Raw genomic sequence first — 21,974 nt, 5'->3', positions numbered from 1 at the left:
ACAAAAAAGCCGCGTTTATCGCGGCTTCTGAAGATTATATGACTCGGGAAAATTGTTGCTGGCGCGCCTTTTGACGCAAATACTTATCAAAGCACATACAAATATTGCGGATCAGCAATCGGCCTTTTAAGGTTACTTGAATACGGGAATCGGTCACCTCAACCAGTTGGTCGTTGACGAAAGTTCTTAGTAGCCCAAGATCTTCAGCGAAATAGCGGTCAAAGCTGATATTAAATGCTTGCTCGATTTTGCGTTTATCGAGCGTGAAATTACAGATGAGCTGTTTAATGACTTCACGACGTAATAAATCATCGCCATCAAGGACGAGCCCTTTCCACAATGCGTGACGCTGCTCATTCACTTGCTGATAGTAAAGCTTGAGTTCTTTTTGATTTTGGCCGTACGCATCTCCAACCATGGAAATGGCTGAAACCCCAAAGCCGATTAAATCGCACTGACCTTGCGTGGTATAACCTTGGAAATTACGATGCAGCACGCCTTCACGTTGTGCTTTTGCGAGTTCGTCATCCGGTAAGGCAAAATGATCCATCCCGATAAACTGATACCCCGCCCCGGTTAAGGTTTCGATGGTATGCTGCAAAATTGCCATTTTTTCATCGGCGCTGGGTAAATCTTGTTCTTTGATTTTACGTTGCGCAGCAAAAAGTTGCGGCATATGCGCATAGTTAAATACCGACAATCGCCCAGGCTGCATTTTCAGCACCTGCTGCAAGGTTTGTGAAAAGCTCTCTTTGGTTTGTTTGGGTAACCCGTAAATCAAATCCAAATTGGTTGAGCGAAAGCCCAGCTGTTTGGCTTTCTCCACCAGCGCAATGATAAAGCTTTCATCTTGATCACGATTAACCAGCTTTTGCACTTCTTTGTTGAAATCCTGAACCCCAATACTCAGACGGTTAAAACCCTCACTGCGTAGGTGGTCGAGAACGTCTAGTGTGATTTCACGTGGGTCGACTTCAATACTAATTTCACAATCTGGCTCAAATTCAAATTCCGCACGAGCGATAGCCATGATGCGGCTAATTTGAGTGTTGGATAAAAAGGTTGGCGTTCCGCCCCCAAAATGCAACTGACGGACGGCTCGCCCTTGAAGTAAAGAAGCTCGAGTGCGAATCTCGAGTTCAAGCACATCAAGGTATTCATCGGCTTTATGCGAATGGCGAGTCACCACTTTGTTACAGCCACAGTAGTAGCAAAGCTTGTGACAAAACGGAATATGGATATACAACGAAAGCGGCCGGTCTGGATACTGGGTGCAAGCCATATCCAAATCAGAAATGGTGAACACTTCGTGAAATTCCAGCGCTGTTGGATACGAGGTATAACGCGGCCCTGAATAGTTATACTTATCCAGAACGGCTTGATCCCACTCGATTTGCTGACTAACACCGACTTGCTGCAACATAAGCTTTTCCGTTGTGACTGAGGGCAAAAATTACTAAGACATTCCATTTTGCCATAGGTCGAGTCTATTCGATCTGGGGAAAAAACGGATTTATCAATAATAATTCAGAATTGATAAGCGGATCACTCCCTCTAAAGTAGGAGTGATCGCGAAGGTTAAACCATCTGAATATTGATCTGATTATTAAGTGGCTGAACCCGTTTTTGCAACAGTTTCAGTTCTTCAATAATGGCATCATTCAAACGGGTTTCCGCTTTGTGGCGCATCAAATTGTGTTTCATACGCTCTTTTTTGTCCATGTTTTGGCGCTCTTCGCCACGCGGCATGTCTTTCACCAAATGGAACAACTCAGCGGTCGCAGGAAACTCTTTATCGAAATCGACGCGATCATCACCTTGGACATAATCCATGATGTTATAGACTCGAATACTGATTTCCGACAAATCACACTGCCCCTGAATCCCTGCAAGACACAGAGTATTCACGCTATCAAAGATATTGGCGTTGCGCTTTTCAATCGCCAATGCTTTGTGCTGCTCTTGCAACTGATTTTGTTTCTTTAGCTGGAACAGAAGGTAACCTGCGTATGAGGCCAAGCCGAGAATAATGATCCCGCCAATAATGGCTAATACGGTTACATTCATCATCGTGCTCTATCCTTTAAAGTCGTTAAGGTCCAAATCTTCAAATTGAGAGAGCAACTCATCTTCTGACGACACGTTTTTACGTGAGGCCGATTTCGTCGGTTTAGCGACTGTCTCGACTTCATCTTGCGGTTCGTCATCGTCTTGGTCATCAAACAGACCAAGTTGCTTCATCAATACTTCAATACGATCAAGCTTCTCATTAACGTATTTTTGCAAGCCAGCACCAAGGCTTTCACCATTGTCCAAACGATCGAGCAACACATTAAGTTGCGCGTCATTTTCCAACATCTCTAGCTCTTGCTTAGCATTGAGCTTACGTTGCTGCTTACTTGGTTTCTTCGCCGCTTCCACGACCAACGGAATCTTTTTCTTGCTTCCCAAGCGTGGATCACGCTTCGCAGAAGCATGACGCTGCTCTGCTTGTTTCGCTTCCGAATTACGGTTACCGGTTTTCAAGCCTTTCCGTTTTTTCTGCTTTTTACGCTCACGGCCTTCGATATCATCGTTCTTACGGTTGTGCTTACGCGCAAATACGAGATCACCATTGATACCGGTTCTTGATATGCTTTCTCTAGACATTACTGGGGTTTCCTCAGCAAAATTACATCATTGCCTATAAATTCAAGTTCGAGCTTGTCTCGCTCTGCCAGATACTGGAAAGTGGCCCGACTAAAAAACACCACGTGCGTTGGGTCGTTTTTGTAGTGCCATCCAGCAAACGCATCCACGTTGATGACCATTTTGGTCATAAGACCAATCCAGCCACCAGGCTTAACTAAATTTAACCATTGTTGCCAGACTCCGGCGGGATCGTACAAATGCTCGATCACCTCGGTGGCAGTTATAAAGTCGTACGTTCTCTCTAACGCCTGACGATCAGGATAATAGTAGAGATCGTATAACGACATCGCGTGGCCCTGCTCCTGCAACATCAATGAAAGTGTTGGACCTGGGCCACAGCCAAAATCTAATCCACATGACTTTGGCATCAATCGCTGTACGAGTGGCGCTGCCACTCGTGACAGAAAACGGCGATAGCCAAGATCATTGGGGTCATTCTCATGCAGATCATAGTGCGCTTTTTCGGCGCTGGCGACTAAGCGTTGGTTTGGATCAACGAATACCAACTCGCACTGATCGCACTGCCAATATGCTCGTTGTTTATCTTCAAAGTACGGATAGCTCGTCGGGCTATGACATAAAGGACAATGTTGCATTGAGAGATCCTCTGTATGGGATGCGCAACATACCAGAAATGAACCTTAGAGTGGAGACCTAGTGAGTATTTTCTCGCCAGTTTTGGAAAAAATGCTCGTGTGACGAGCGTCAAATTGTAAATATAAAAAAAGCGATAGGGTTACTATCGCTTTTCGGTGCCAATATTTGGCGAAAACTGGTCACTAAAAGTGCGCCAACATTCCTTTTGTTTTTGGTGCTTTCCTTGCAAAAAGTCGTTTTCCATCATCCTGATGAATTTTGGCTTTCCGTTTTACTTCCTGTATCTAGGTTAACCCTTAACCTGATCCTTTACACTGTCCAAACCATCAGACAAGTCGACCATCCTTGTCCAGCAAGCATCCTACTTGCTGTTTCCAAACTTAAGCAGAGCTTAAGTTAATCCTTGGTAGCCATCGTGGCTAAAATCCTTCGTTTCAGCGTCCTGCTGATGGGAATTACTTTACTCCGTTCGATGCCTTGTACAATCACCGTTCGAAAAAAAATTCGTTTAAAATTCAACCTAACAAATAACTCATTGATTATTAATCAGATTAAATTTCATTATCCGTAAAAATAATTGTATCAATGGTCGATCTCTTACAAAGCGATCAGTCACTTGCGCTTCCAGAGAAAAAACCTCACGTGAACTCGCTCACAAATAAAAACGCCTCGAACAAAGTCGAGGCGTTGAGAACCGAATAATAAGGTTTTCGATCAGTGCAAACCACCAACGTATTGCGATAAGGTTTCAATATCATCGTCAGTCAGTTTTTTCGCGATATCTTGCATCATGGCATTCATATCGTTACCACGAGCACCCTCACGAAATTTTTCCAGTTGTAACTTCACGTACTCAGCATGCTGACCAGAGATTTTAGGGAACCCAGACAGCTTGGTTCCGTTACCTCGTGGCCCATGGCATGCGATACAGGCGGTCAAACCACGCTCTGCATCACCTGCGGTATACAGCGTTTTGCCTTTCGTAACCACACTTTCTGGTGTGCTATTTTTTGATATAGGAAGCGAGGCATAATACGCGGCAAGATCGGCCATGTCTTGTTTTGACAGTGGCGCCGCCATTGCACTCATCACGGGATCGTATCGACCTTGCTCGCCTTGTGTCGTCATACCCAGTTTCAAATCTTGTAACTGCTTCTCAAGATAAGTGGCATGTTGGCCTGCAAGTTTGGGATAGATGTTCATAATACTGTTGCCATCTGCACCGTGGCAGGCAACACACGTTTGGGATTTGGCTTTACCAGCTTCAATGTTGCCTTGGGCCCACACTGAAAAACTGGCTAATACACTCACAATTAGCGCTAATTTATTCATGACATTCCATTATAATTATCAAGCTTCCAGTACCCCTTAGGGGGATGACTCATGGTACAATAGACGACCTTATGCCGAGCACGGTTATTTTACACAATTTCACAAAGAAGTAATCAATCGACTACACAAAGTCGAGATGGAGTTAACACAGTGAGCGCAAAAATTAATTACCAACACACCCATTTCATCACAAGTGCACCTGACATTCGTCATTTGCCTGAAGATGAAGGCATCGAGATTGCGTTTGCTGGACGTTCTAATGCTGGCAAATCAAGTTCACTAAACACCTTAACTAACCAAAGAAGTTTAGCAAAAACCAGTAAAACGCCAGGTCGAACTCAGCTGATTAACTTATTTAAAGTGACTGACGGCTGTCATATTGTCGATTTGCCGGGTTACGGTTTTGCTCAAGTGCCCATCGAGATGAAAAAGAAATGGCAGAAATCTCTCGGTGAATATTTACAAAAGCGCGAATGTCTTAAAGGTTTGGTGGTATTGATGGATATTCGCCATCCCATGAAAGACCTCGACCAACAGTTGATTTATTGGGCCGTCGATAGCGGTATTCCGGTCCAAGTCTTATTGACTAAAGCCGACAAACTGAAAAGTGGCGCACGTAAAGCGCAGCTGCTCAAAATTCGTGAAGCAGCCATGGCCTTTGGTGGCGATGTTCAGGTTGATGCATTCTCAAGCCTTAAAGGGCTGGGAGTGGATATTCTGCGCCGTAAGTTGGATGGGTGGTTTGCTCCCGCCCTTGAACAGCTCGAGGAGCCTTCAGAAACTCCAGCATCGGATGAACAAGAGTAACCATTACTCAACTATATATTACCGACCTTTAAAGCTCGCTATCGCGAGCTTTTTGCTTATTAATGGCTTTATTTGCAATAACAGACAGCGCGTTCGGGTTATTCAAATAAAAGTCCCCATCGATGGATGGGGAATGGGAGAGAAGTAAGGAGGTTGTTATTGTTATGCGTTAGTAATCCTTGTTCACTCAGCGCCAGAAAGCAAATATGACATGACAAACCTGTTACTAAGATCCCACTCGCCTTTTCTCTACAACCGCATCATAAAACGATAATAAATCAGTATATTAGTGAAACATTCACACAGATAATGAATTTTTATTACAGAATTGTTTTTACATTCCAATTGACGTTATCAATCAACAGGTTTTTCTGTGAAGAGGAACACATGGATGAGGGAAAAGTCAGAAATGATAAGTAGGCAAATGATTTATATAGGATTTTTTATTTAGCACAATAAAAAACGCCCCAGTCAAAAGCTGACTGGGGCGGCTGAATCAGCCTAATCCAATAACGTGAAACAAAAGGTCTGAAAGATAGAACATCTTACCTCTGTACCCTACGTCAATTAATGTACAACAAATGGTCAGAAATGGAAACTGTTTTTGTAGTTTTTTTTCATTAAAGTTTTCTTAAACAACATAAAACCCTTGTTCCTACTGGCTTTTTTAAATCAAAAAAAGAGCCAGTGTTTGTGCACTGGCTCATACTTTCTTGGCGATTTTGATTAAATTTTGTCTAGTGGGCCTGTTCCCAGTTATCCCCGTGTCCCGCTTCTGCCACGAGAGGGACGGCAAGCTCAGCTGCGGATTCCATCAATTGTTGTATTTTACTTTCAATTTCATCCAATGCGGATTCTTGTACTTCAAACACCAGTTCATCGTGTACTTGCATAAGCAGTTTTACACGATCTTCGCCATGCTCGGTAATCCACTCGTCCACCATCAACATTGCTTTCTTGATGATATCAGCCGCTGTACCTTGCATTGGCGCGTTGATCGCCGCCCGCTCTGCCGCTTTACGACGCATACCATTTCGCGATTTGATCTCGGGTAGATGCAACCGACGACCAAAAATGGTTTCCACATAGCCCTGTTCTGCCGCTGCACTACGGGTATCTTCCATGTACTGCATCACGCCCGGGTAACGCTCAAAATAGGCGTCCATGTATTGCTGCGCTTCACCACGTGGAATACCCAATTGCTTAGCGAGACCAAAGGCACTCATCCCATAGATCAGACCAAAGTTAACGGCTTTAGCACGACGGCGCTGTTCACTGGTCACTTGGTCAATACTGATATTTAGAATCTCGGCAGCAGTGGCGGCGTGAATGTCTTTTCCTTGTTGGAACGCTTCCAATAGGGCTTTATCACCCGAGAGATGCGCCATGATACGCAATTCGATTTGTGAATAGTCGACCGCCATAATTTTACAACCGCGAGGCGCAATAAAGGCCTGACGAATGCGACGACCTTCTTCGTTACGAATAGGAATATTCTGTAAGTTTGGATCAGTTGATGACAAACGCCCAGTTGCCGTAACAGCTTGATGATAAGAGGTGTGAACACGCCCTGTTTCTGGGTTAATCATTTTCGGCAGTTTGTCGGTGTAGGTCGATTTCAGTTTTGCTAACCCACGATACTCCAAAATCAGTTTTGGTAATGGGTAATCGAGCGCTAACTCTTGCAACACTTCTTCATTGGTCGATGGCGTACCTGACGGTGTTTTCTTAATCACCGGCAAGCCCATTTTTTCAAAAAAGATGGTTTGCAGCTGCTTTGGTGAACTGAGGTTGAATTCTTGTTCAGCAATTTCAAACGCTTTTTGTTCAAGCTCATCAAGTCGCGCAGCGATCTCTTGTGATTGGGCGGCGAGTTTCATGTCATCAATCAACACACCCGTGCGTTCAATTTTAGAAATCACCGGAATCAACGGTACTTCAATTTGCTCGTAAATCGTTTTGAGTTTTTCATCACCGTCAATACTGGCCATTAGGCGATGGTGAAGACGCAGTGTGACATCTGCATCCTCTGCCGCGTATGGCGCGGCTTGCTCAAGAGGGATTTGGTTAAAGGTCAGCTGGTTTTTGCCTTTACCTGCCACTTGCTCAAACGAGATGCAGCTATGTTGTAAGAAACGTAGCGCCAAACTATCCATATCATGTTTACCGCCAACGCTGTTATAAACGTATGACGCTAACATGGTATCGTACTTGATACCTTTCATTTCGATGTCATAGCGCGCAAGCACGCTGGCATCATATTTGAGGTTTTGTCCTACTTTGGCTTGGTTTTCGTCTTGCAAAATCGGCTTGAGCTGTTCAAGAACCCAATCGCGATCCAGTTGCTCTGGTGCATCTAGATAATCATGCGCTACCGGTACATAAGCAGCTTTACCCTCTTCAACCGCAAAAGATAAACCAACAAGGTTGGCCACCATGTAATTTAAGCTGTCCGTTTCGGTGTCAAACGCAAATACCTCACTAGCCTTAAGCTGTTCAAGCCAACGCTCAAAGCTCTCTTTATTGGTAATGACCTCATATTGGCTATGATCAAAGGTAACCGCTGACGTGTCGATCTCAACCGTTGATGAAGAGGAAGAGGCAACAGGAATTCCCGCTTTCTCTGCCGCTTCAATGACTGGGCTGTGACCTTCTAATAATTCATTAAGCCACGATTTGAAAGATAACTTGCTGTATAGCTCGATCAATTGGTCTTTATGCGGTTCTGACTTAGTCAAAGCTTCTGGAGCTTGCTCTAATTCAACGTCAAGTTTGATGGTCGCCAATTCATAAGAGAGGTACGCATTGTCGCGGTTGTCCTCAAGTTTCTTCGCCATGGTTTTAGAACCACGAAAACCTAGGGGAGCGATATCATCAAGCCGCTGGTAAAGTTCATCCAGCCCACCAATACCTTGAAGTAACGCCGTGGCGGTTTTCTCACCAACTCCCGGTACGCCTGGAATATTGTCGACTTTATCGCCCATCAGCGCGAGATAATCGATGATCAGCTCAGGAGGGATACCAAATTTCTCTATCACCCCTTCTCTGTCCATCACCACGTTTGTCATGGTGTTGATCAAGGTAACGTTCTCATCCACCAACTGCGCCATATCTTTATCACCAGTACTGATCAAGACCGGCATACCAGCTTTTGACGCTTGTGATGCAAGGGTTCCAATCACATCATCCGCTTCAACACCTGGAACACAAATCAATGGTAAACCCATCGCTCGAATCACCTCATGCAAGGGTTCAATTTGGCAGCGCAAATCATCCGGCATGGGTGGACGATTGGCTTTATATTCTGCAAACAGTTCATCACGAAATGTCTTACCTTTCGCATCAAAGACGACGGCCATGCGTTCAGAAGCAAACTGGCGCATCATGCTTCTTAACATATTCACCACGCCGTACACCGCATTCGTTGGAATCTCACCATTACTCATGGTGCCGGGATAGGCATGAAACGCACGATATAGATAAGAAGATCCATCGATCAGAATAAGAGGATTATCGGGAATAGTAGCCATAATCTTGTGTACCAAAACAGAGAGTGCTTAAAAAGATGCGCCTAGGATGCCACGACTATTGCCATGAATCCATTTTAAGTCTCTGAATTGCGTGAATGATTGAGGATCGCTTCGCTATGATCGTGAACGCTCTGTGGATAACTCTGTTTATATTATTTTCCTATGATGATTTTTATTGTTGCGCAACAACAAAAGCAACAAATTATCAAATTGAAATTAAAGGGAAAAATATTAGATCGATCAGAAACCTCAGGATCAAAAACCGATCCTCAACTGTGGAAAAGACTATTGATGACCTTTTACCCATCTCAAAACCGAGAGTCTCTGATCACAAGACGAAAAAAAGCGACACCCTAAGATGTCGCCTAGCATAAAGGGGTTAGAGCGATTCTAATGAATACGTCCGCCCTACCAAAAAGCTATAAATTACACTGGAAGCAATGTGAGCAATGTCGTGTCAAAAAGAATTCGTGTCGTCCCTCTTTCATTACTAGACACCCGAGGAGTGAGTGCAAATCGCAATGTCAGAAGAATTACCTTTATTCCCTAAGACGGTAGTAATAATAATTATTCTCATTTAATAGGTCAACATCTAAATGAGAAAAAATATCATTTATTTTTATCACGCTCGGTTTATAGCTTCTTGATAAAGTGAATTCTTGATGCAAGAGGATTATCTCTTTTCTCATAATTATCAATCAGATAATCATTTCTAAGTAGCAGTCTTAGCATCGATGGAAACTGGTTTCGAGACTTCACAGTAATGTTTTGATAATTATGATCTCGTGCCCATTTCTCTTGTTCATCTAATAGAGCCTGTGCAATCCCTTTACCTCGTGCATTCACAACCACACCACCAAGCCAACTATAAAATATTGATTCATCAAGCCGATAGCCCATTTTAAATCCAAGCAGTTGCTGGTTTTCTTCAGCCACTAAAATCAACGATGACTTACCCTCTAACCTCTGTTTTAGAGACTCTCGTGTGGTGGTTTGAGAAAACTCTTTTATCTGTCGCGCGATATTCAGTGCTTCTTCCAATGTACCTTGACGAACCTGAATCGTGTTCATTTTGTTGTGTCTCTTTCATTGTGCAATAAAAAAGCTGGCACTAGGCCAGCTCTCATCAATAACATCGACTTACGCCTCGTCATCCGCGAGGTATTGCGCCGCTTGTGCTTGCTCCTGCGCCAACCACTCGGCAACCTGTTTGGTGAAATAAGTCAAAATGCCATCCGCTCCCGCGCGTTTAAAGCACAATAGCGACTCCATCACCACTTCTCTCTCATTAAGCCAACCGTTTTGAAAGGCTGCTTTGTGCATCGCATATTCACCTGACACTTGGTAGGCAAACGTCGGTACTTGTAATTCAGACTTAACGCGACGTACCACGTCTAAATACGGCATCCCCGGCTTAACCATTACCATATCAGCACCTTCAGCAATATCCATTGCCACTTCATGCAGCGCTTCATCGCTATTGGCCGGATCCATCTGGTAGTTCTTTTTATTACCGCCTTTTAGGTTACTTGCTGAACCGACAGCATCTCGAAACGGTCCATAATACGCAGACGCGTACTTCGCGGAGTAGGCCATGATTTGGGTATTGACGAACCCTGCCTCTTCTAATGCTTGACGGATTTTACCAATTCGCCCATCCATCATATCCGATGGAGCAACGACATCGGCTCCCGCTTCAGCATGCGAAAGCGCTTGTTTGATCAACACCTCTGTCGTTTCATCATTGAGTACATAACCGTCATCATCAATGATTCCGTCTTGACCATGCGTGGTATAAGGATCGAGTGCGACGTCAGTGATCACTCCCATTTGCGGCACATGTTGTTTGAGCTCTTTGACAGCGCGCTGCACTAACCCCTCAGCATTATAAGCTTCGGTGGCACATAAACTCTTAGCTTCTTGCGTCACCACCGGGAATAGCGCAATGGCTGGAACCCCTAAGTTGGCAAGGTACAACGCTTCTTCGAGCATCAGGTCGATCGACAAACGCTCAACACCCGGCATCGACTCAACTTCTTCGCGGCGATTTTTCCCCATCAGAATAAACATCGGATAAATCAAGTCACTGACGGACAACTGGTTCTCAGCCACTAAACGACGACTGAAATCATGCTTACGAACGCGGCGCATACGGCGCGCAGGAAATTGACCTTGAATAGAAACAGACACACTGCTCTCCTTTGTTCAGTGACAGTTGGAAGAAATCATATCACTCAAACCTGCACACGCCAGAGACAAAGCTGAAAAACGTCTAAAGAGTCCGATTGCCATCACCACAACAGATGCAGCCACCCCTAATTTATGTTTAGATAGCCAACGTATTTTTACAAAGGACATCATCATGATCGATACACATGCTCACATCTATGCCAGCGAATTTGATCAAGACCGCGAGCAAGTGGTTCAACGCGCTCTAGACCAAGGTATTGATCGTATTCTGCTGCCAAATATCGACTTAGATTCCATTCAACCCATGCTGGATACTGAAGCCGCTTTTCCTCATATTTGCCGTTCGATGATGGGATTGCATCCCTGCTATGTGGATGAAAATGTCGATAGCACCTTGGAGGTTATTCGTGGCTGGTTTGACAAGCATTCCTTCATTGCTGTCGGCGAAATCGGCATTGATCTCTACTGGGATAAAACATTCCGCGCGCAGCAAGAACAAGCCTTTGTGACCCAATTACGTTGGGCAAAACAGCTAGATTTACCCGTGGTGATCCATACCCGCGATTCGATTAAAGAGACATTAGCGTTACTCGAACAAGAGCAAGATGGCTCTTTGCGCGGCGTCTTTCACTGTTTTGGTGGGAGTATTGAAGAAGCGAAAGCAATCAACGCCCTTGGTTTTCACTTAGGCCTTGGCGGTGTATCTACGTTCAAAAACGGTGGTATGGATAAAGTTATCCCACATTTGGATATGAATTACGTCATTTTGGAAACAGACTGCCCGTATCTGGCGCCGGTACCACATCGTGGTAAACGTAATGAACCCGCTTACACAGCGCTTGTGGCTAGCCGTATTGCAGGATTGAGAGAGTTAAGTGTCGAACAAGTCGACAGCCTAACCACCCACAACGCTGAAACCTTATTTAGTTTAAAGCCTTAGTTCACTTGGATCAAAAAAGGTTGGCCATTGCCAACCTTTTTATCTCGATATTCACCCGTTAGTCTTGTGTTTGCTCATCCTCTTGTGACTCTTCGCGGCGCGTATAGAAACGCGCAAAGAACAGCCCAATTTCAAACAACACACACATTGGAATCGCCAGTAGCGTTTGTGAAATCATATCTGGCGGTGTCAGTAACATCCCAACCACAAACGCACCCACCACGATGTAAGGCCGTTTTGTTTTCAGACTTTGCACATCGGTAGCCCCCGTCCAGCACAGAAGAATAATCGCAACCGGCACTTCAAAAGCAATACCGAACGCCAAAAACAGTGCTAAAACAAAGTCCAAGTAACTGGCAATGTCGGTGGCGAATTCCACGCCACCCAGAGAAATAGTGGTAAAGAACCCAAATACCAGAGGAAACACGACGTAATACGCAAATGCGACTCCGCAGTAAAACAATAGGGAGCTGGAAAACATCAGCGGCATGATCAAACGGCGTTCATGTTTATATAAGCCTGGCGCGACGAACGCCCACACTTGATACAAAATAAAGGGGACTGCAACAAACACCGAGGCAATCAAGGTCAGCTTTAAGGGTGTGAAAAACGGAGACGCCACATCGGTGGCAATCATGGTGGCCCCTTCGGGCAATTTGTCGACCAACGGCTTGGAGACAAATTCGTAAATATGGTTGGAAAAGTATACCAATCCAACAAACACCACCAGCACAGCAAGAATCGCTTTTAATAGGCGATTACGTAGCTCTAACAAGTGGCTAATCAAAGGTTGTGTCTGCTCTACCGAAGACATTTCAAGCCTCAACTATAAAGACAAAGGAGCAGCACCTACGCACTGCTCCTAGACGAAAAGGTTACTCGGCTTTTTTATCTGCCGATGTAGACTCGTGATTCGAAGCGCTCGCTTCGGTCTCTGCTTGAGATTCGGGTTGAGTGTTGTCTTGAGCATAAGGACGTTGAACATCCTGAGCAGCCTGCTTTAACTCATCCACTGACGCTTTGAGCTCGGGAGAAAGATCTTCCATGCCCATTTTCTCAGCTTTCCGCAAATTCTCTTGCAGCTCTTGGATTTTCAGCTCATGCGATATTTCATCTTTCACATTGTTGGCCATGCTTTTCGCAGCACCAATAAAACGCGAAACACTGCGAATCGCATGCGGCAACCGCTCTGGCCCAAGCACCACTAGCCCCACCACAGAAATCAATACCAGTTCCCAGAAACCGATATCAAACACAGTTATACCTGCTCTTTGTCTTTCTTACTTTCAGTCGACGCCTGCTCGCGTTGCTGTTCGATATTCTTGTTCTCGAAGTCAGCGTCCTGCTTTTTGTTGTCTGAAGATGAATCATCATTCATCGCTTTTTTAAAGCCTTTTACAGCACTACCCAAGTCGCCACCAATGTTGCGAAGCTTTTTGGTGCCGAACAACAGCACAACGATTACGGCAATGATGACCAGTTGCCAAATACTAATACCACCCATTGTCATTTTCCTCGGGTCTTACTTTTACAATTTATGAACCTATCGCCTAACGTCGATACGCTCGCCAACTTAGTAACCAACATACAGCACCGACGGCTGCAGCACCATACGCTAATTGTTGTTCGGTACCGGTGAGTAAAATCGTGGCGGACACAATTAACGTTGCTCCAACACCAAACAAAAACCGCCCTGTCGCCTGCTGGCGTTTACTGTCTCGATACCCTTGATACAGCGCGTCCATTCTCTGGTTCATCGCTTTACCTTGTTTAAGACTATCGTAGAGCAGTTCAGGCAGCTCCGGTAATTTTTCCGCCCAAAACGGTGCTCGATCGCGTACCGCGTTAATCACCGCTTGTGGACCTACCTGATTCATCATCCATTTCTCAAGGAAAGGTTTAGCCGTTTCCCACAGATCAAGCTGCGGATACAACTGGCGCCCTAACCCTTCTACATAGAGCAATGTTTTTTGCAATAACACCAATTGTGGCTGAACTTCCATATTGAAGCGTCGCGCAGTGTTAAACAAGTTCAACAGCACATGACCAAAGGAAATTTCACACAAGGGTTTGGCAAAAATGGGTTCACAAACGATACGAATCGCAAATTCAAATTCGTCGATATTGGTATCAAGAGGCACCCAACCGGATTCAACGTGTAATTCAGCAACTCGGCGATAATCTCGGTTGAAGAACGCCAAAAAGTTTTCTGCTAAATACCGTTTGTCTTCACTATTTAAGGTTCCGACGATACCACAGTCCAAACCAATCCACTGAGGATTTTCTGGATGTTCAGGATTTACAAACACGTTTCCTGGATGCATGTCAGCATGAAAGAAACTATCGCGAAACACTTGAGTAAAAAACACACTGACGCCGCGCTCAGCCAATAACTTCATATTGGTGCCATTAGCATTTAACTGCGCAAGGTCCGATACCTGAATACCGTATATTCGCTCAGAAACCATGACAGTTTGATTACTGAAGTCAGTAATTATTTCAGGAACATAGAGTTCCTCACTGCCTTCAAAGTTGCGTCTTAATTGAATAGCATTGGCTGCCTCACGACGTAAATCAAGCTCATCAAGCAGGGTTTTCTCATACTCACGCACCACTTCAACCGGTTTTAAACGACGTGCTTCAGGGTGCGTTTTAGCGACTATACGCGCCATGCGATACATGAGTTTTAGATCTGCATCAATCACAGGGCGAATATCAGGACGAATGACCTTTAAAACGACTTCTCGACCCGAGTCTTTAAGCGTGGCGGTATGCACCTGAGCAATTGAAGCGGATGCGAGTGGCGTACTATCAAAATCACTAAACCACGTCTCGAGCTTGTCTCCCAGAGCTTGCTCCATCTGCTGTCGAGCTAATTCTCCGTCAAATGGCGCGACTTTATCTTGCAGTAAAGCGAGTTGATCAGCGATATGAGGAGGAAAGAGGTCGCGGCGAGTCGACATCATTTGACCAAACTTAATCCAAACCGGACCCAGCTCTTGCAAAGCCAAACGTAAACGCTCGCCTAACGGTTTATCCGGATAGCGATTTTTTATCCAAAACAGAGATTTACGGGCTAATAGTGGCGCTTTGGTGAGTTGATGTTCGACGGGCAAAAACTCATCTAACCCATACTCTAGCTGAACTTTAATGATGCGATATAGACGTTTGAGTTCCGCTAGGGTCATAGCTTCTCCAGCAATTGGTTAATGCGCGATTCAACGCGAGCCGCTGCACTTTTCGCCTCATCCACTTGGTCACAAAAATGCGCAATTTCCAATGACGATGGTGCAAGTTGCCACTCTTCGGTCACTACCTGAGCCATATGGTGACGCTGACTTTGCGCACATTGCTTCACTTGCCCTGCCAGTTGCTTCGCCCCACTAACCAGAGAATGAGCGATGACATCGCCCGTCACACGTGAGAGCCATTCTTCGATATCGGGTTTGCAGTCCGTCATTAATTGAGCAAATTTTTGCGCCAGTTGAATATCACCTTCAAGCACAACTTTATCTTGTTTGATCAAATGAGTGATATTGGATTGCTCACACAGTTCTGGCAGCACGGATAAGTTAATCGAGAGATAACAATCCGGCTTGCCTTCATAGTGAGCCAACACATCCACTTGCTGGCTAAATACGAATGTCATGGTCTTATTCACCTCTTTAAGATGAACTTGAATCACTTGGCCTTTAAGACGAGCTAAGCGACGGACCAAATCCGGATTATCTTTGATTAAGGTGTTGAGTGTGGTTTCAATACCTGCGGTCATTAAGGCGTCAAATGGCATCACGATTCCTTAGAATTTGTACCCGCGGTGAAGAGCAACGATGCCCCCAGTGAGATTGTAGTAACTGGTATTTTCAAAACCCGCTTCATCCATCATCCCTTTGAGTGTTTCTTGATCTGGGTGCATACGAATGGATTCCGCCAAGTAGCGGTAACTTTCCGAATCATTAGCAACCAGCTGCCCCATGCGTGGAAGCAGATGGAACGAGTACGCATCGTAGATTTTAGATAATGGTTCAAGTACCGGTTTTGAGAACTCAAGAACCAACAAACGACCGCCCGGTTTCAGCACTCGAAACATTGAACGGAGCGCTGCGTCTTTATCCGTGACATTACGCAAGCAAAAGCTGATGGTGATGATATCAAAGTAATCATCTGGGAACGGCAACTCTTCAGCATTCGCTTGAACATAATGAACGTTGCCGACGATGCCGCTATCACGCAGCTTCTCACGACCAACGTTCAGCATTGAGTTATTGATATCCGCTAACACAACATGGCCGTTATCACCGACGATACGTGAAAACTTAGCCGTAAGGTCACCGGTGCCACCGCCTAAATCCAGTACCCGCTGGCCCGGACGTGCGCCACTACAATCAATAGTAAAGCGCTTCCATAAACGGTGAATCCCACCAGACATGAGGTCATTCATAATGTCGTATTTAGCAGCAACCGAGTGAAATACTTCCGCTACTTTCGCTACTTTTTCGTCTTTTGCCACCGTTGAGAAGCCAAAATGCGTGGTGGCTGAATTGTCTTGTTCTGATTGTGATTGTACGCTTGTATCCGTCATTATGATTCCTCTTTGGCAGCGCAAAACGAACGATTGAAAGAAATCTTTAGGCTGCGGACGATTAGTTTACTTTATCCTCCGCACGATGTCTTTCTACGAAAGAATCATTTTCGGTTAAAGCGGTATTTTCAGCTAATTCAGTCAGATTGGGCGAAATAGAACGCTTCACTTCAACCCCAAGCTGTTTAAAGCTTTCCGCCTGACGAATGGCGTTACCACGCCCAGTAACGAGCTTATTCATCGCACCTTGGTAACTTTGGTTCGCTTTATCTAACGCACTACCAAGATTCTCCATATCATCAACAAACAGTCTCAATTTGTCATAGAGTTTGCTGGCACGTTCCGCGATGTGCTTTGCATTCTGGCTCTGACGCTCGTTACGCCACAGGTTATCAATGGTTCTCAATGCCACCAGCAAGGTGGTTGGACTGACCAAAATGATATTTTGGTCCATGGCATCTTTCACTAAACTAGGATCAGCTTGAATAGCGACTTGGAAAGCCGGTTCAACCGGAATAAACATCAGCACATAGTCTAAGCTCTGAATACCTTTCAGCTGATGGTAATCTTTATTACTTAACCCTTTGATATGCGCACGCAGTGCGAGTAGGTGGTCATTCAGTGCCCGTTCACGCTGCGTATCGGTTTCAGCGTTAAAATAACGCTCGTAGGCAACCAGTGCCATTTTAGAATCAATCACGACCTGCTTATTTTGCGGCAGATGAACAATCACATCAGGCTGATAGCGCTTGCCAGCGTCATTTTGCAAGCTAACCTGAGTTTGATATTCATGCCCTTCACGCAGCCCTGATTCAGCCAGCACGCGGGCCAGAACCACTTCCCCCCAGTTTCCTTGCTGCTTGTTGTCACCTTTTAGCGCTTGAGTTAAGTTCACCGCTTCTAGAGTTATCTGTTCATTGAGGCGCTGAAGATTCTTCAATTCATGCACCAGAGTATGACGCTCTTTCGCTTCTTGATTGAAGTTATCATTAACTTGTTTTTTAAAGCCTTCCAATTGATCTTTTAATGGACTCAATATTCCTTCAAGACTTTGACGGTTTTGTTGGTCGACCTTAGCGGTTTTGACTTCAAACAGTTGATTGGCGAGATGTTCAAATTGTTGCTTCAAACGTTCTTCAGCTTGTTCCAGTAACTTGAGTTTGTCTTGATTAGATTTACTCTCCTCTTGATGACGAGCTTCTTGTTCTCGACGCTCGGCTTGCAGTTGCGATTTTTCTTCGCGAAGTTGATTCACTTCATCAGCATATTGCTGGCGCTCTTGTTTTACAGCGTCAAAATACCGAAGTTTTTCCATCACAGCCATTAACTTACCGTGTGCTTGCTTTAGTTCAAATGCCGCTTTATCACGCTCGCTATCCAACTCTTCAAGCTCTTGCTGTGCAGCGGATAACTCTTTATTTAAGGAGAGCGTTTGGCTTTCAAACAGCTGCTTTTGCGATTGCAGTTGTTGCTCAGCCAATTGCAATTGAAACTGCATCTTTTGCTTTACCCACCAACCAATACTGGCGCCACCGATGACCAATCCACTCACCGCACTAATCAGTAGGCTTTGATATTCAAGAATCCATTGCATAATCTGAGAGTTACCTTAACTAAAACCATCCACTTAAATGGTATTTCGATACTGGATAAATGTCCAGTTTGTTACCTTTATAGAGAGTCGCTAGACTGGCTTCCATCCCCACTTGTTTCTCTTCTTCATTTAAATAAGGATATGTAATGAACGAGCGCCGAGCCTTGGCTTTTGGTATTGCCGCTGTATTACTTTGGTCAACGGTGGCCACAGCCTTCAAATTGACACTAGCGGAATTTACACCAATACAAATGCTGAGTGTCGCCAGTGCCGTTTCAGCAACAGTACTTATGATTATTTGCCTAGCTCAAGGTAAAGGGCATCTTATTGCATCAACGTTCAGCGCCAACCCATGGTATTACCTCCTGCTTGGGCTGATTAACCCATTGGCGTATTACATTATTTTATTTAAGGCTTATGACCTTCTTCCCGCTTCTCAGGCACAAACCATTAATTACAGTTGGGCCATTACCCTGACCTTAATGGCCGCGGTATTCTTGGGGCAAAAAATTCGTCGCCAAGATTGGATTGCCTGCGCACTAAGCTATTTTGGCGTGATCGTGATTGCGACTAAGGGCGCCTTATTAAATATGCAATTTGATAGCCCATTCGGTGTTGGACTCGCTCTGTTATCCACATTACTGTGGGCTGGATACTGGATTCTTAACACTAAAAATAAGGCTGACCCGATCATTGGCGTACTACTGGGCTTTTTGGTTGCGCTCCCCTTTGCAGCGATGCTTTGTTGGTGGGAAGGAAGCGCTTGGAAGATCACCCACAAAGGTTGGTTAGCGGTGACTTACGTTGGCCTGTTTGAAATGGGGGTAACTTTTGTACTTTGGCTTACAGCATTAAAACTGACCACCAACACAGCCAAAATCAGCAACTTAATTTTTGCCTCACCCTTTATTTCGCTGTTCTTATTAGCCACGATTATCGGTGAAGAGATTCATTGGACCACATTAATTGGCCTGATTTTGATTATTATGGGACTCGTCGTCCAACAGTGGCGCTTTTCTAAACGTCCCTTAAAGACTCAAAATAGCTGATAGGCTAATTCGCTACCTTGACCACGGACCTCATCAATGACCTCAGCCATGTTATTAGGGATATGCAACGCTTTTGCTGCTGGGTGCTCGTCAAGGTATGCCTGCTTTTGCGTCTCCCCCAACATAGAATCCCAATGATGATGAATATCTCGCGCCAGATACAGCACGCAAGCAATACGTTTTGACTGAGTGGCTTTGCCGGGATGATTTACGTTAGCTATCGCATCCACCATCTCTTGTGGGAACTTCCAGCTTTCCGCGAGCACTGCGCCAAGCTGCTGCGCATCCGTCTCTAATACAGCATGCTGCGCTTTGATGACGCTTTCGCCCTCTTCAACACGGCGCATGATTTCTTGAGCTTTATCAGGGACCAATGAATGGATCATCAGTTCGCCAATGTTATGCAATACGCCTGTGGTAAAAACTTCATTAAAATCCAGTTGGCTACGCTTAGCTAACGTACTGGCGATAGTGGCAATTTCAAACGTATCGGCCCAGTAATCTTTAATATTGAGGGTATCGAGTTTAGGAAAAGTCGTGGCGAGAATCGACGAAGAAACCAGAGTACGAATCGCCCCCGCACCGACGCGGATAATGGCATCATTAATATTGGAAACGCCTTTGACTCCACCAAATTGTGCCGAATTCGCCATGCGTAACACGCGCGCTGAGATCACTTGGTCCATCGACATTTTTCGTGCTAGCTCGCTGAAGTTAATAGTATCCCGATTAACCATCTCTAAGAGCTCTTGCATCACACTTTCTATGCGAGGCAGTTCGTTGATTCGAGAAATCATCACTTCATGGCTCATATCGCGCGCTCCTTATGCGTTACCTTGAGTAAATATAGAACACAAAGAGGAGTTATAAGCGCAAAAACTACGACTTTTATCGTAGTTGGATCACTATTGGTGAGTCACAAATCACAAAATACTTTCTGCTATCACAACCGCAATAACGCGTGGTGAAGCAATGGGTAAATGGTCAAAATAACAGCGAAGTTTCACATGAAACATAATCCCCCCCAAAAGGAGTCTTTACCGAGAAAAGCCAAATACCCATTTTATTATTTATTTTCAGCGTTGCGTCTGATTATCTCTGCAGATTTTTGCCTCATCCTTTCTAGATTGGCTTGGTAAGCGATTTCTTTATCGTAATAGAAAACGTGGTTGACCTTCTCCCATGGAATAGGAACGATAGTAATACCTTCAGATCTCGCTCGTTCTTTGAGCATATTTTTATAACTTTCCACATATACTTGAACATCAAAACCATCCGTATCTTTCTGCATTTCCCGAGTCGGTGGCACCTCTTCGATAAAGGTAAAACCATCACACCCTCCTTGCCAAACCTTCGCCTGCCCATTGGGCATTAAGCCGAAATACAGATAAGTTTCATAACAGGAACGGGTTTTGTTATAGCTAATAGGATGAGGAATCATCATTCGTTGTTTTACTTCTTCAGGAATCTGATATTGAGTTACGAAAAAACGCTGATTAAATAGCGAAACCCAATATAAATAAATAGTATCCGGCAGCTGTGCCATACTTCCAATTTGGTTCAACATCGAAGAGCCAGGTATGAGTGGTAGGCCAAAGCCATCATAATCCGGTATCGCACTGCGAACATTGGAAAGTTCACTCGCTCCCAGGTATGACGTATGGTTATGCATTAACACCGTCCAATCCTGCTCTTCATTTACTCCATAAGCCTTGGTCACCTTTACCGGATAAAAACTTGGCATTGAGATACCAATTCGCCAAGGTTTAAAGTCTTCGGGCAGTTCAGGCACAGAACTAAATGCAAACACTCTACTCGCTGCGATGACTAAGCCTATTAAACCAATAAAGCATTTCATCATTTATTTTCAGCATTGCGTCTGATTATCTCTGCAGATTTTTGCCTCATCCTTTCTAGATTGGCTTGGTAAGCGATTTCTTCATCGTAATAGAAAACGTGATTGACCTTCTCCCATGGAATTGGGTCTAAAGTAATCCCTTCAGAACTAGCACGTTGTTGAAGTTTATCATGATAATTTCGATAATAGGCTTCTGCGTCATGACCACTTGTATCTTTCTGCATTTCTCGAGTCGGAGGCACCTCTTCGATAAAGGTAAAACCATCACATCCTCCTTGCCAAATCTTCGCCTGCCCATTGGGCATTAAGCCGAAATACAGATAAGTTTCATAACAGGAACGGGTTTCGTTATAGCTAATTGGATGAGGAATCATCATTCGCTGTTTTACTTCTTCAGGAATCTGATATTGAGTTACGAAAAAACGCTGATTAAATAGAGAAACCCAATATAAATAAATAGTATCCGGTAGTTGCTCCATACGTCCAATTTGTCTCAACATCGAAGAGCCAGGTATGAGTGGTAGGCCAAAGCCATCATAATCCGGTATCGCGCTACGAACGTTGGAAAGCTGACTCGCTCCCATGTATGACATGTGGTTATGCATTAACACCGTCCAATCCTGCTTTTCATTCACTCCATAAGCTTTGCTCACCTTTACCGGATAAAAACTTGGCATTGAGACACCAATTCGCCAAGGTTTAAAGTCTTTAGGTAATTCGGGAACGGAACTAAAAGCGAAGCTAGAAACACTCAACCACCAGCTCGTTAAAATAAATAATGTTCGCGCTAGTTTTAGTATCATT

At 44.6% G+C, this 21,974-nt stretch carries 21 protein-coding genes and 1 pseudogene; 3 read left to right on the top strand and 19 right to left on the bottom strand.

Annotation, left to right across the window (positions count from 1 at the left end):
* Positions 1-34: 34 nt before the first annotated feature.
* The 5 genes from hemN to ACFFUV_RS20400 all read right to left on the bottom strand — a co-directional run bounded on the left by hemN (position 35) and on the right by ACFFUV_RS20400 (position 4,620).
* Positions 35-1,423, bottom strand: a complete 1,389-nt coding sequence (gene hemN / locus ACFFUV_RS20420) for an oxygen-independent coproporphyrinogen III oxidase (RefSeq protein WP_390196749.1) — start codon at positions 1,421-1,423, stop codon at positions 35-37.
* A 155-nt stretch (positions 1,424-1,578) separates the two neighbouring features.
* Positions 1,579-2,067, bottom strand: coding sequence for a DUF2489 domain-containing protein (locus ACFFUV_RS20415; RefSeq protein ID WP_390196860.1), 489 nt, complete (start codon positions 2,065-2,067; stop codon positions 1,579-1,581).
* Between the two features lie 9 nt (positions 2,068-2,076).
* Positions 2,077-2,649 carry a Der GTPase-activating protein YihI gene (gene yihI, locus ACFFUV_RS20410; RefSeq protein ID WP_390196746.1) on the bottom strand — a complete coding sequence of 191 codons (573 nt, stop codon included), beginning with the start codon at positions 2,647-2,649 and terminating at the stop codon, positions 2,077-2,079.
* Entirely contained in the window at positions 2,649-3,287 is a 639-nt protein-coding gene (locus tag ACFFUV_RS20405) for a class I SAM-dependent methyltransferase (RefSeq protein ID WP_390196744.1), read from the bottom strand. The genes yihI and ACFFUV_RS20405 overlap by 1 nt, the downstream gene beginning before the upstream one ends.
* 715 nt (positions 3,288-4,002) lie before the next feature.
* Positions 4,003-4,620: a c-type cytochrome gene (locus tag ACFFUV_RS20400; RefSeq protein WP_390196741.1), complete on the bottom strand. Its 618-nt coding sequence runs from the start codon at positions 4,618-4,620 to the stop codon at positions 4,003-4,005.
* 150 nt (positions 4,621-4,770) lie between these two features.
* Between ACFFUV_RS20400 and yihA the strand changes: the two genes are divergently transcribed.
* Positions 4,771-5,427, top strand: a complete 657-nt coding sequence (yihA, locus tag ACFFUV_RS20395; protein ID WP_390196737.1) for a ribosome biogenesis GTP-binding protein YihA/YsxC — start codon at positions 4,771-4,773, stop codon at positions 5,425-5,427.
* 496 nt (positions 5,428-5,923) lie between these two features.
* On the opposite strand, the gene spfP is transcribed toward yihA, so the two are convergent.
* The 4 genes from spfP to hemB all read right to left on the bottom strand — a co-directional run bounded on the left by spfP (position 5,924) and on the right by hemB (position 11,147).
* On the bottom strand, positions 5,924-5,971 hold the full coding sequence (gene spfP, locus ACFFUV_RS24070) for a small protein SpfP (protein ID WP_438356636.1): 48 nt from the start codon (positions 5,969-5,971) through the stop codon (positions 5,924-5,926).
* 193 nt (positions 5,972-6,164) lie between these two features.
* The gene (gene polA, locus ACFFUV_RS20390; protein WP_390196734.1) at positions 6,165-8,957 is read right to left on the bottom strand and encodes a DNA polymerase I; all 2,793 of its coding nucleotides are present in this window, start codon (positions 8,955-8,957) and stop codon (positions 6,165-6,167) included.
* Between the two features lie 633 nt (positions 8,958-9,590).
* Complete coding sequence (locus ACFFUV_RS20385) at positions 9,591-10,019, bottom strand: GNAT family N-acetyltransferase (RefSeq protein WP_390196858.1); 429 nt, start codon at positions 10,017-10,019, stop codon at positions 9,591-9,593.
* A 78-nt stretch (positions 10,020-10,097) separates the two neighbouring features.
* Positions 10,098-11,147, bottom strand: coding sequence for a porphobilinogen synthase (hemB, locus tag ACFFUV_RS20380; protein ID WP_390196731.1), 1,050 nt, complete (start codon positions 11,145-11,147; stop codon positions 10,098-10,100).
* A 172-nt stretch (positions 11,148-11,319) separates the two neighbouring features.
* Here hemB and ACFFUV_RS20375 point away from each other — a divergent pair, with 172 nt between their 5' ends.
* Positions 11,320-12,087: a TatD family hydrolase gene (locus tag ACFFUV_RS20375; RefSeq protein ID WP_390196728.1), complete on the top strand. Its 768-nt coding sequence runs from the start codon at positions 11,320-11,322 to the stop codon at positions 12,085-12,087.
* A 58-nt stretch (positions 12,088-12,145) separates the two neighbouring features.
* On the opposite strand, the gene tatC is transcribed toward ACFFUV_RS20375, so the two are convergent.
* The 7 genes and pseudogenes from tatC to rmuC form a co-directional block, all read right to left on the bottom strand.
* Positions 12,146-12,901, bottom strand: coding sequence for a twin-arginine translocase subunit TatC (tatC, locus tag ACFFUV_RS20370; RefSeq protein WP_390196725.1), 756 nt, complete (start codon positions 12,899-12,901; stop codon positions 12,146-12,148).
* Positions 12,902-13,048: 147 nt separating this feature from the next.
* Positions 13,049-13,343: pseudogene (tatB, locus tag ACFFUV_RS20365) on the bottom strand (Sec-independent protein translocase protein TatB); the annotation flags it as partial.
* Positions 13,344-13,345: 2 nt separating this feature from the next.
* Positions 13,346-13,591: a Sec-independent protein translocase subunit TatA gene (gene tatA, locus ACFFUV_RS20360; RefSeq protein WP_390196722.1), complete on the bottom strand. Its 246-nt coding sequence runs from the start codon at positions 13,589-13,591 to the stop codon at positions 13,346-13,348.
* 46 nt (positions 13,592-13,637) lie between these two features.
* The gene (ubiB, locus tag ACFFUV_RS20355; protein WP_390196719.1) at positions 13,638-15,275 is read right to left on the bottom strand and encodes a ubiquinone biosynthesis regulatory protein kinase UbiB; all 1,638 of its coding nucleotides are present in this window, start codon (positions 15,273-15,275) and stop codon (positions 13,638-13,640) included.
* Positions 15,272-15,877, bottom strand: coding sequence for a ubiquinone biosynthesis accessory factor UbiJ (locus ACFFUV_RS20350; RefSeq protein ID WP_390196716.1), 606 nt, complete (start codon positions 15,875-15,877; stop codon positions 15,272-15,274). Before ACFFUV_RS20350 ends, ubiB begins: the two co-directional genes overlap by 4 nt.
* 9 nt (positions 15,878-15,886) lie before the next feature.
* A complete protein-coding gene (gene ubiE / locus ACFFUV_RS20345; RefSeq protein ID WP_390196714.1) occupies positions 15,887-16,669 on the bottom strand; it encodes a bifunctional demethylmenaquinone methyltransferase/2-methoxy-6-polyprenyl-1,4-benzoquinol methylase UbiE in 783 nt (260 codons plus the stop codon).
* 61 nt (positions 16,670-16,730) lie between these two features.
* Positions 16,731-18,263 carry a DNA recombination protein RmuC gene (gene rmuC / locus ACFFUV_RS20340; protein ID WP_390196711.1) on the bottom strand — a complete coding sequence of 511 codons (1,533 nt, stop codon included), beginning with the start codon at positions 18,261-18,263 and terminating at the stop codon, positions 16,731-16,733.
* Between the two features lie 146 nt (positions 18,264-18,409).
* On the opposite strand from rmuC, the gene ACFFUV_RS20335 reads away from it, so the two are divergent.
* Positions 18,410-19,312 carry a DMT family transporter gene (locus ACFFUV_RS20335; RefSeq protein WP_390196708.1) on the top strand — a complete coding sequence of 301 codons (903 nt, stop codon included), beginning with the start codon at positions 18,410-18,412 and terminating at the stop codon, positions 19,310-19,312.
* Here ACFFUV_RS20335 and ACFFUV_RS20330 read toward each other — a convergent pair.
* From ACFFUV_RS20330 to ACFFUV_RS20320, 3 genes are all read right to left on the bottom strand, one after another.
* Positions 19,300-20,124, bottom strand: a complete 825-nt coding sequence (locus ACFFUV_RS20330; protein WP_390196705.1) for an HDOD domain-containing protein — start codon at positions 20,122-20,124, stop codon at positions 19,300-19,302. The two genes, ACFFUV_RS20335 and ACFFUV_RS20330, sit on opposite strands and share 13 nt — an antisense overlap.
* A 254-nt stretch (positions 20,125-20,378) precedes the next feature.
* A complete protein-coding gene (locus tag ACFFUV_RS20325) occupies positions 20,379-21,173 on the bottom strand; it encodes a DUF2931 family protein (RefSeq protein WP_390196702.1) in 795 nt (264 codons plus the stop codon).
* Entirely contained in the window at positions 21,170-21,973 is an 804-nt protein-coding gene (locus ACFFUV_RS20320; RefSeq protein WP_390196700.1) for a DUF2931 family protein, read from the bottom strand. The genes ACFFUV_RS20325 and ACFFUV_RS20320 overlap by 4 nt, the downstream gene beginning before the upstream one ends.
* Between the last annotated feature and the right edge of the window lies 1 nt (position 21,974).

The sequence above is a fragment of the Vibrio olivae genome, from assembly GCF_042428525.1.
GTDB classification, from domain to species: Bacteria; Pseudomonadota; Gammaproteobacteria; order Enterobacterales; family Vibrionaceae; genus Vibrio; species Vibrio olivae.
This window is presented reverse-complemented; position numbering and strand designations above follow the sequence as displayed.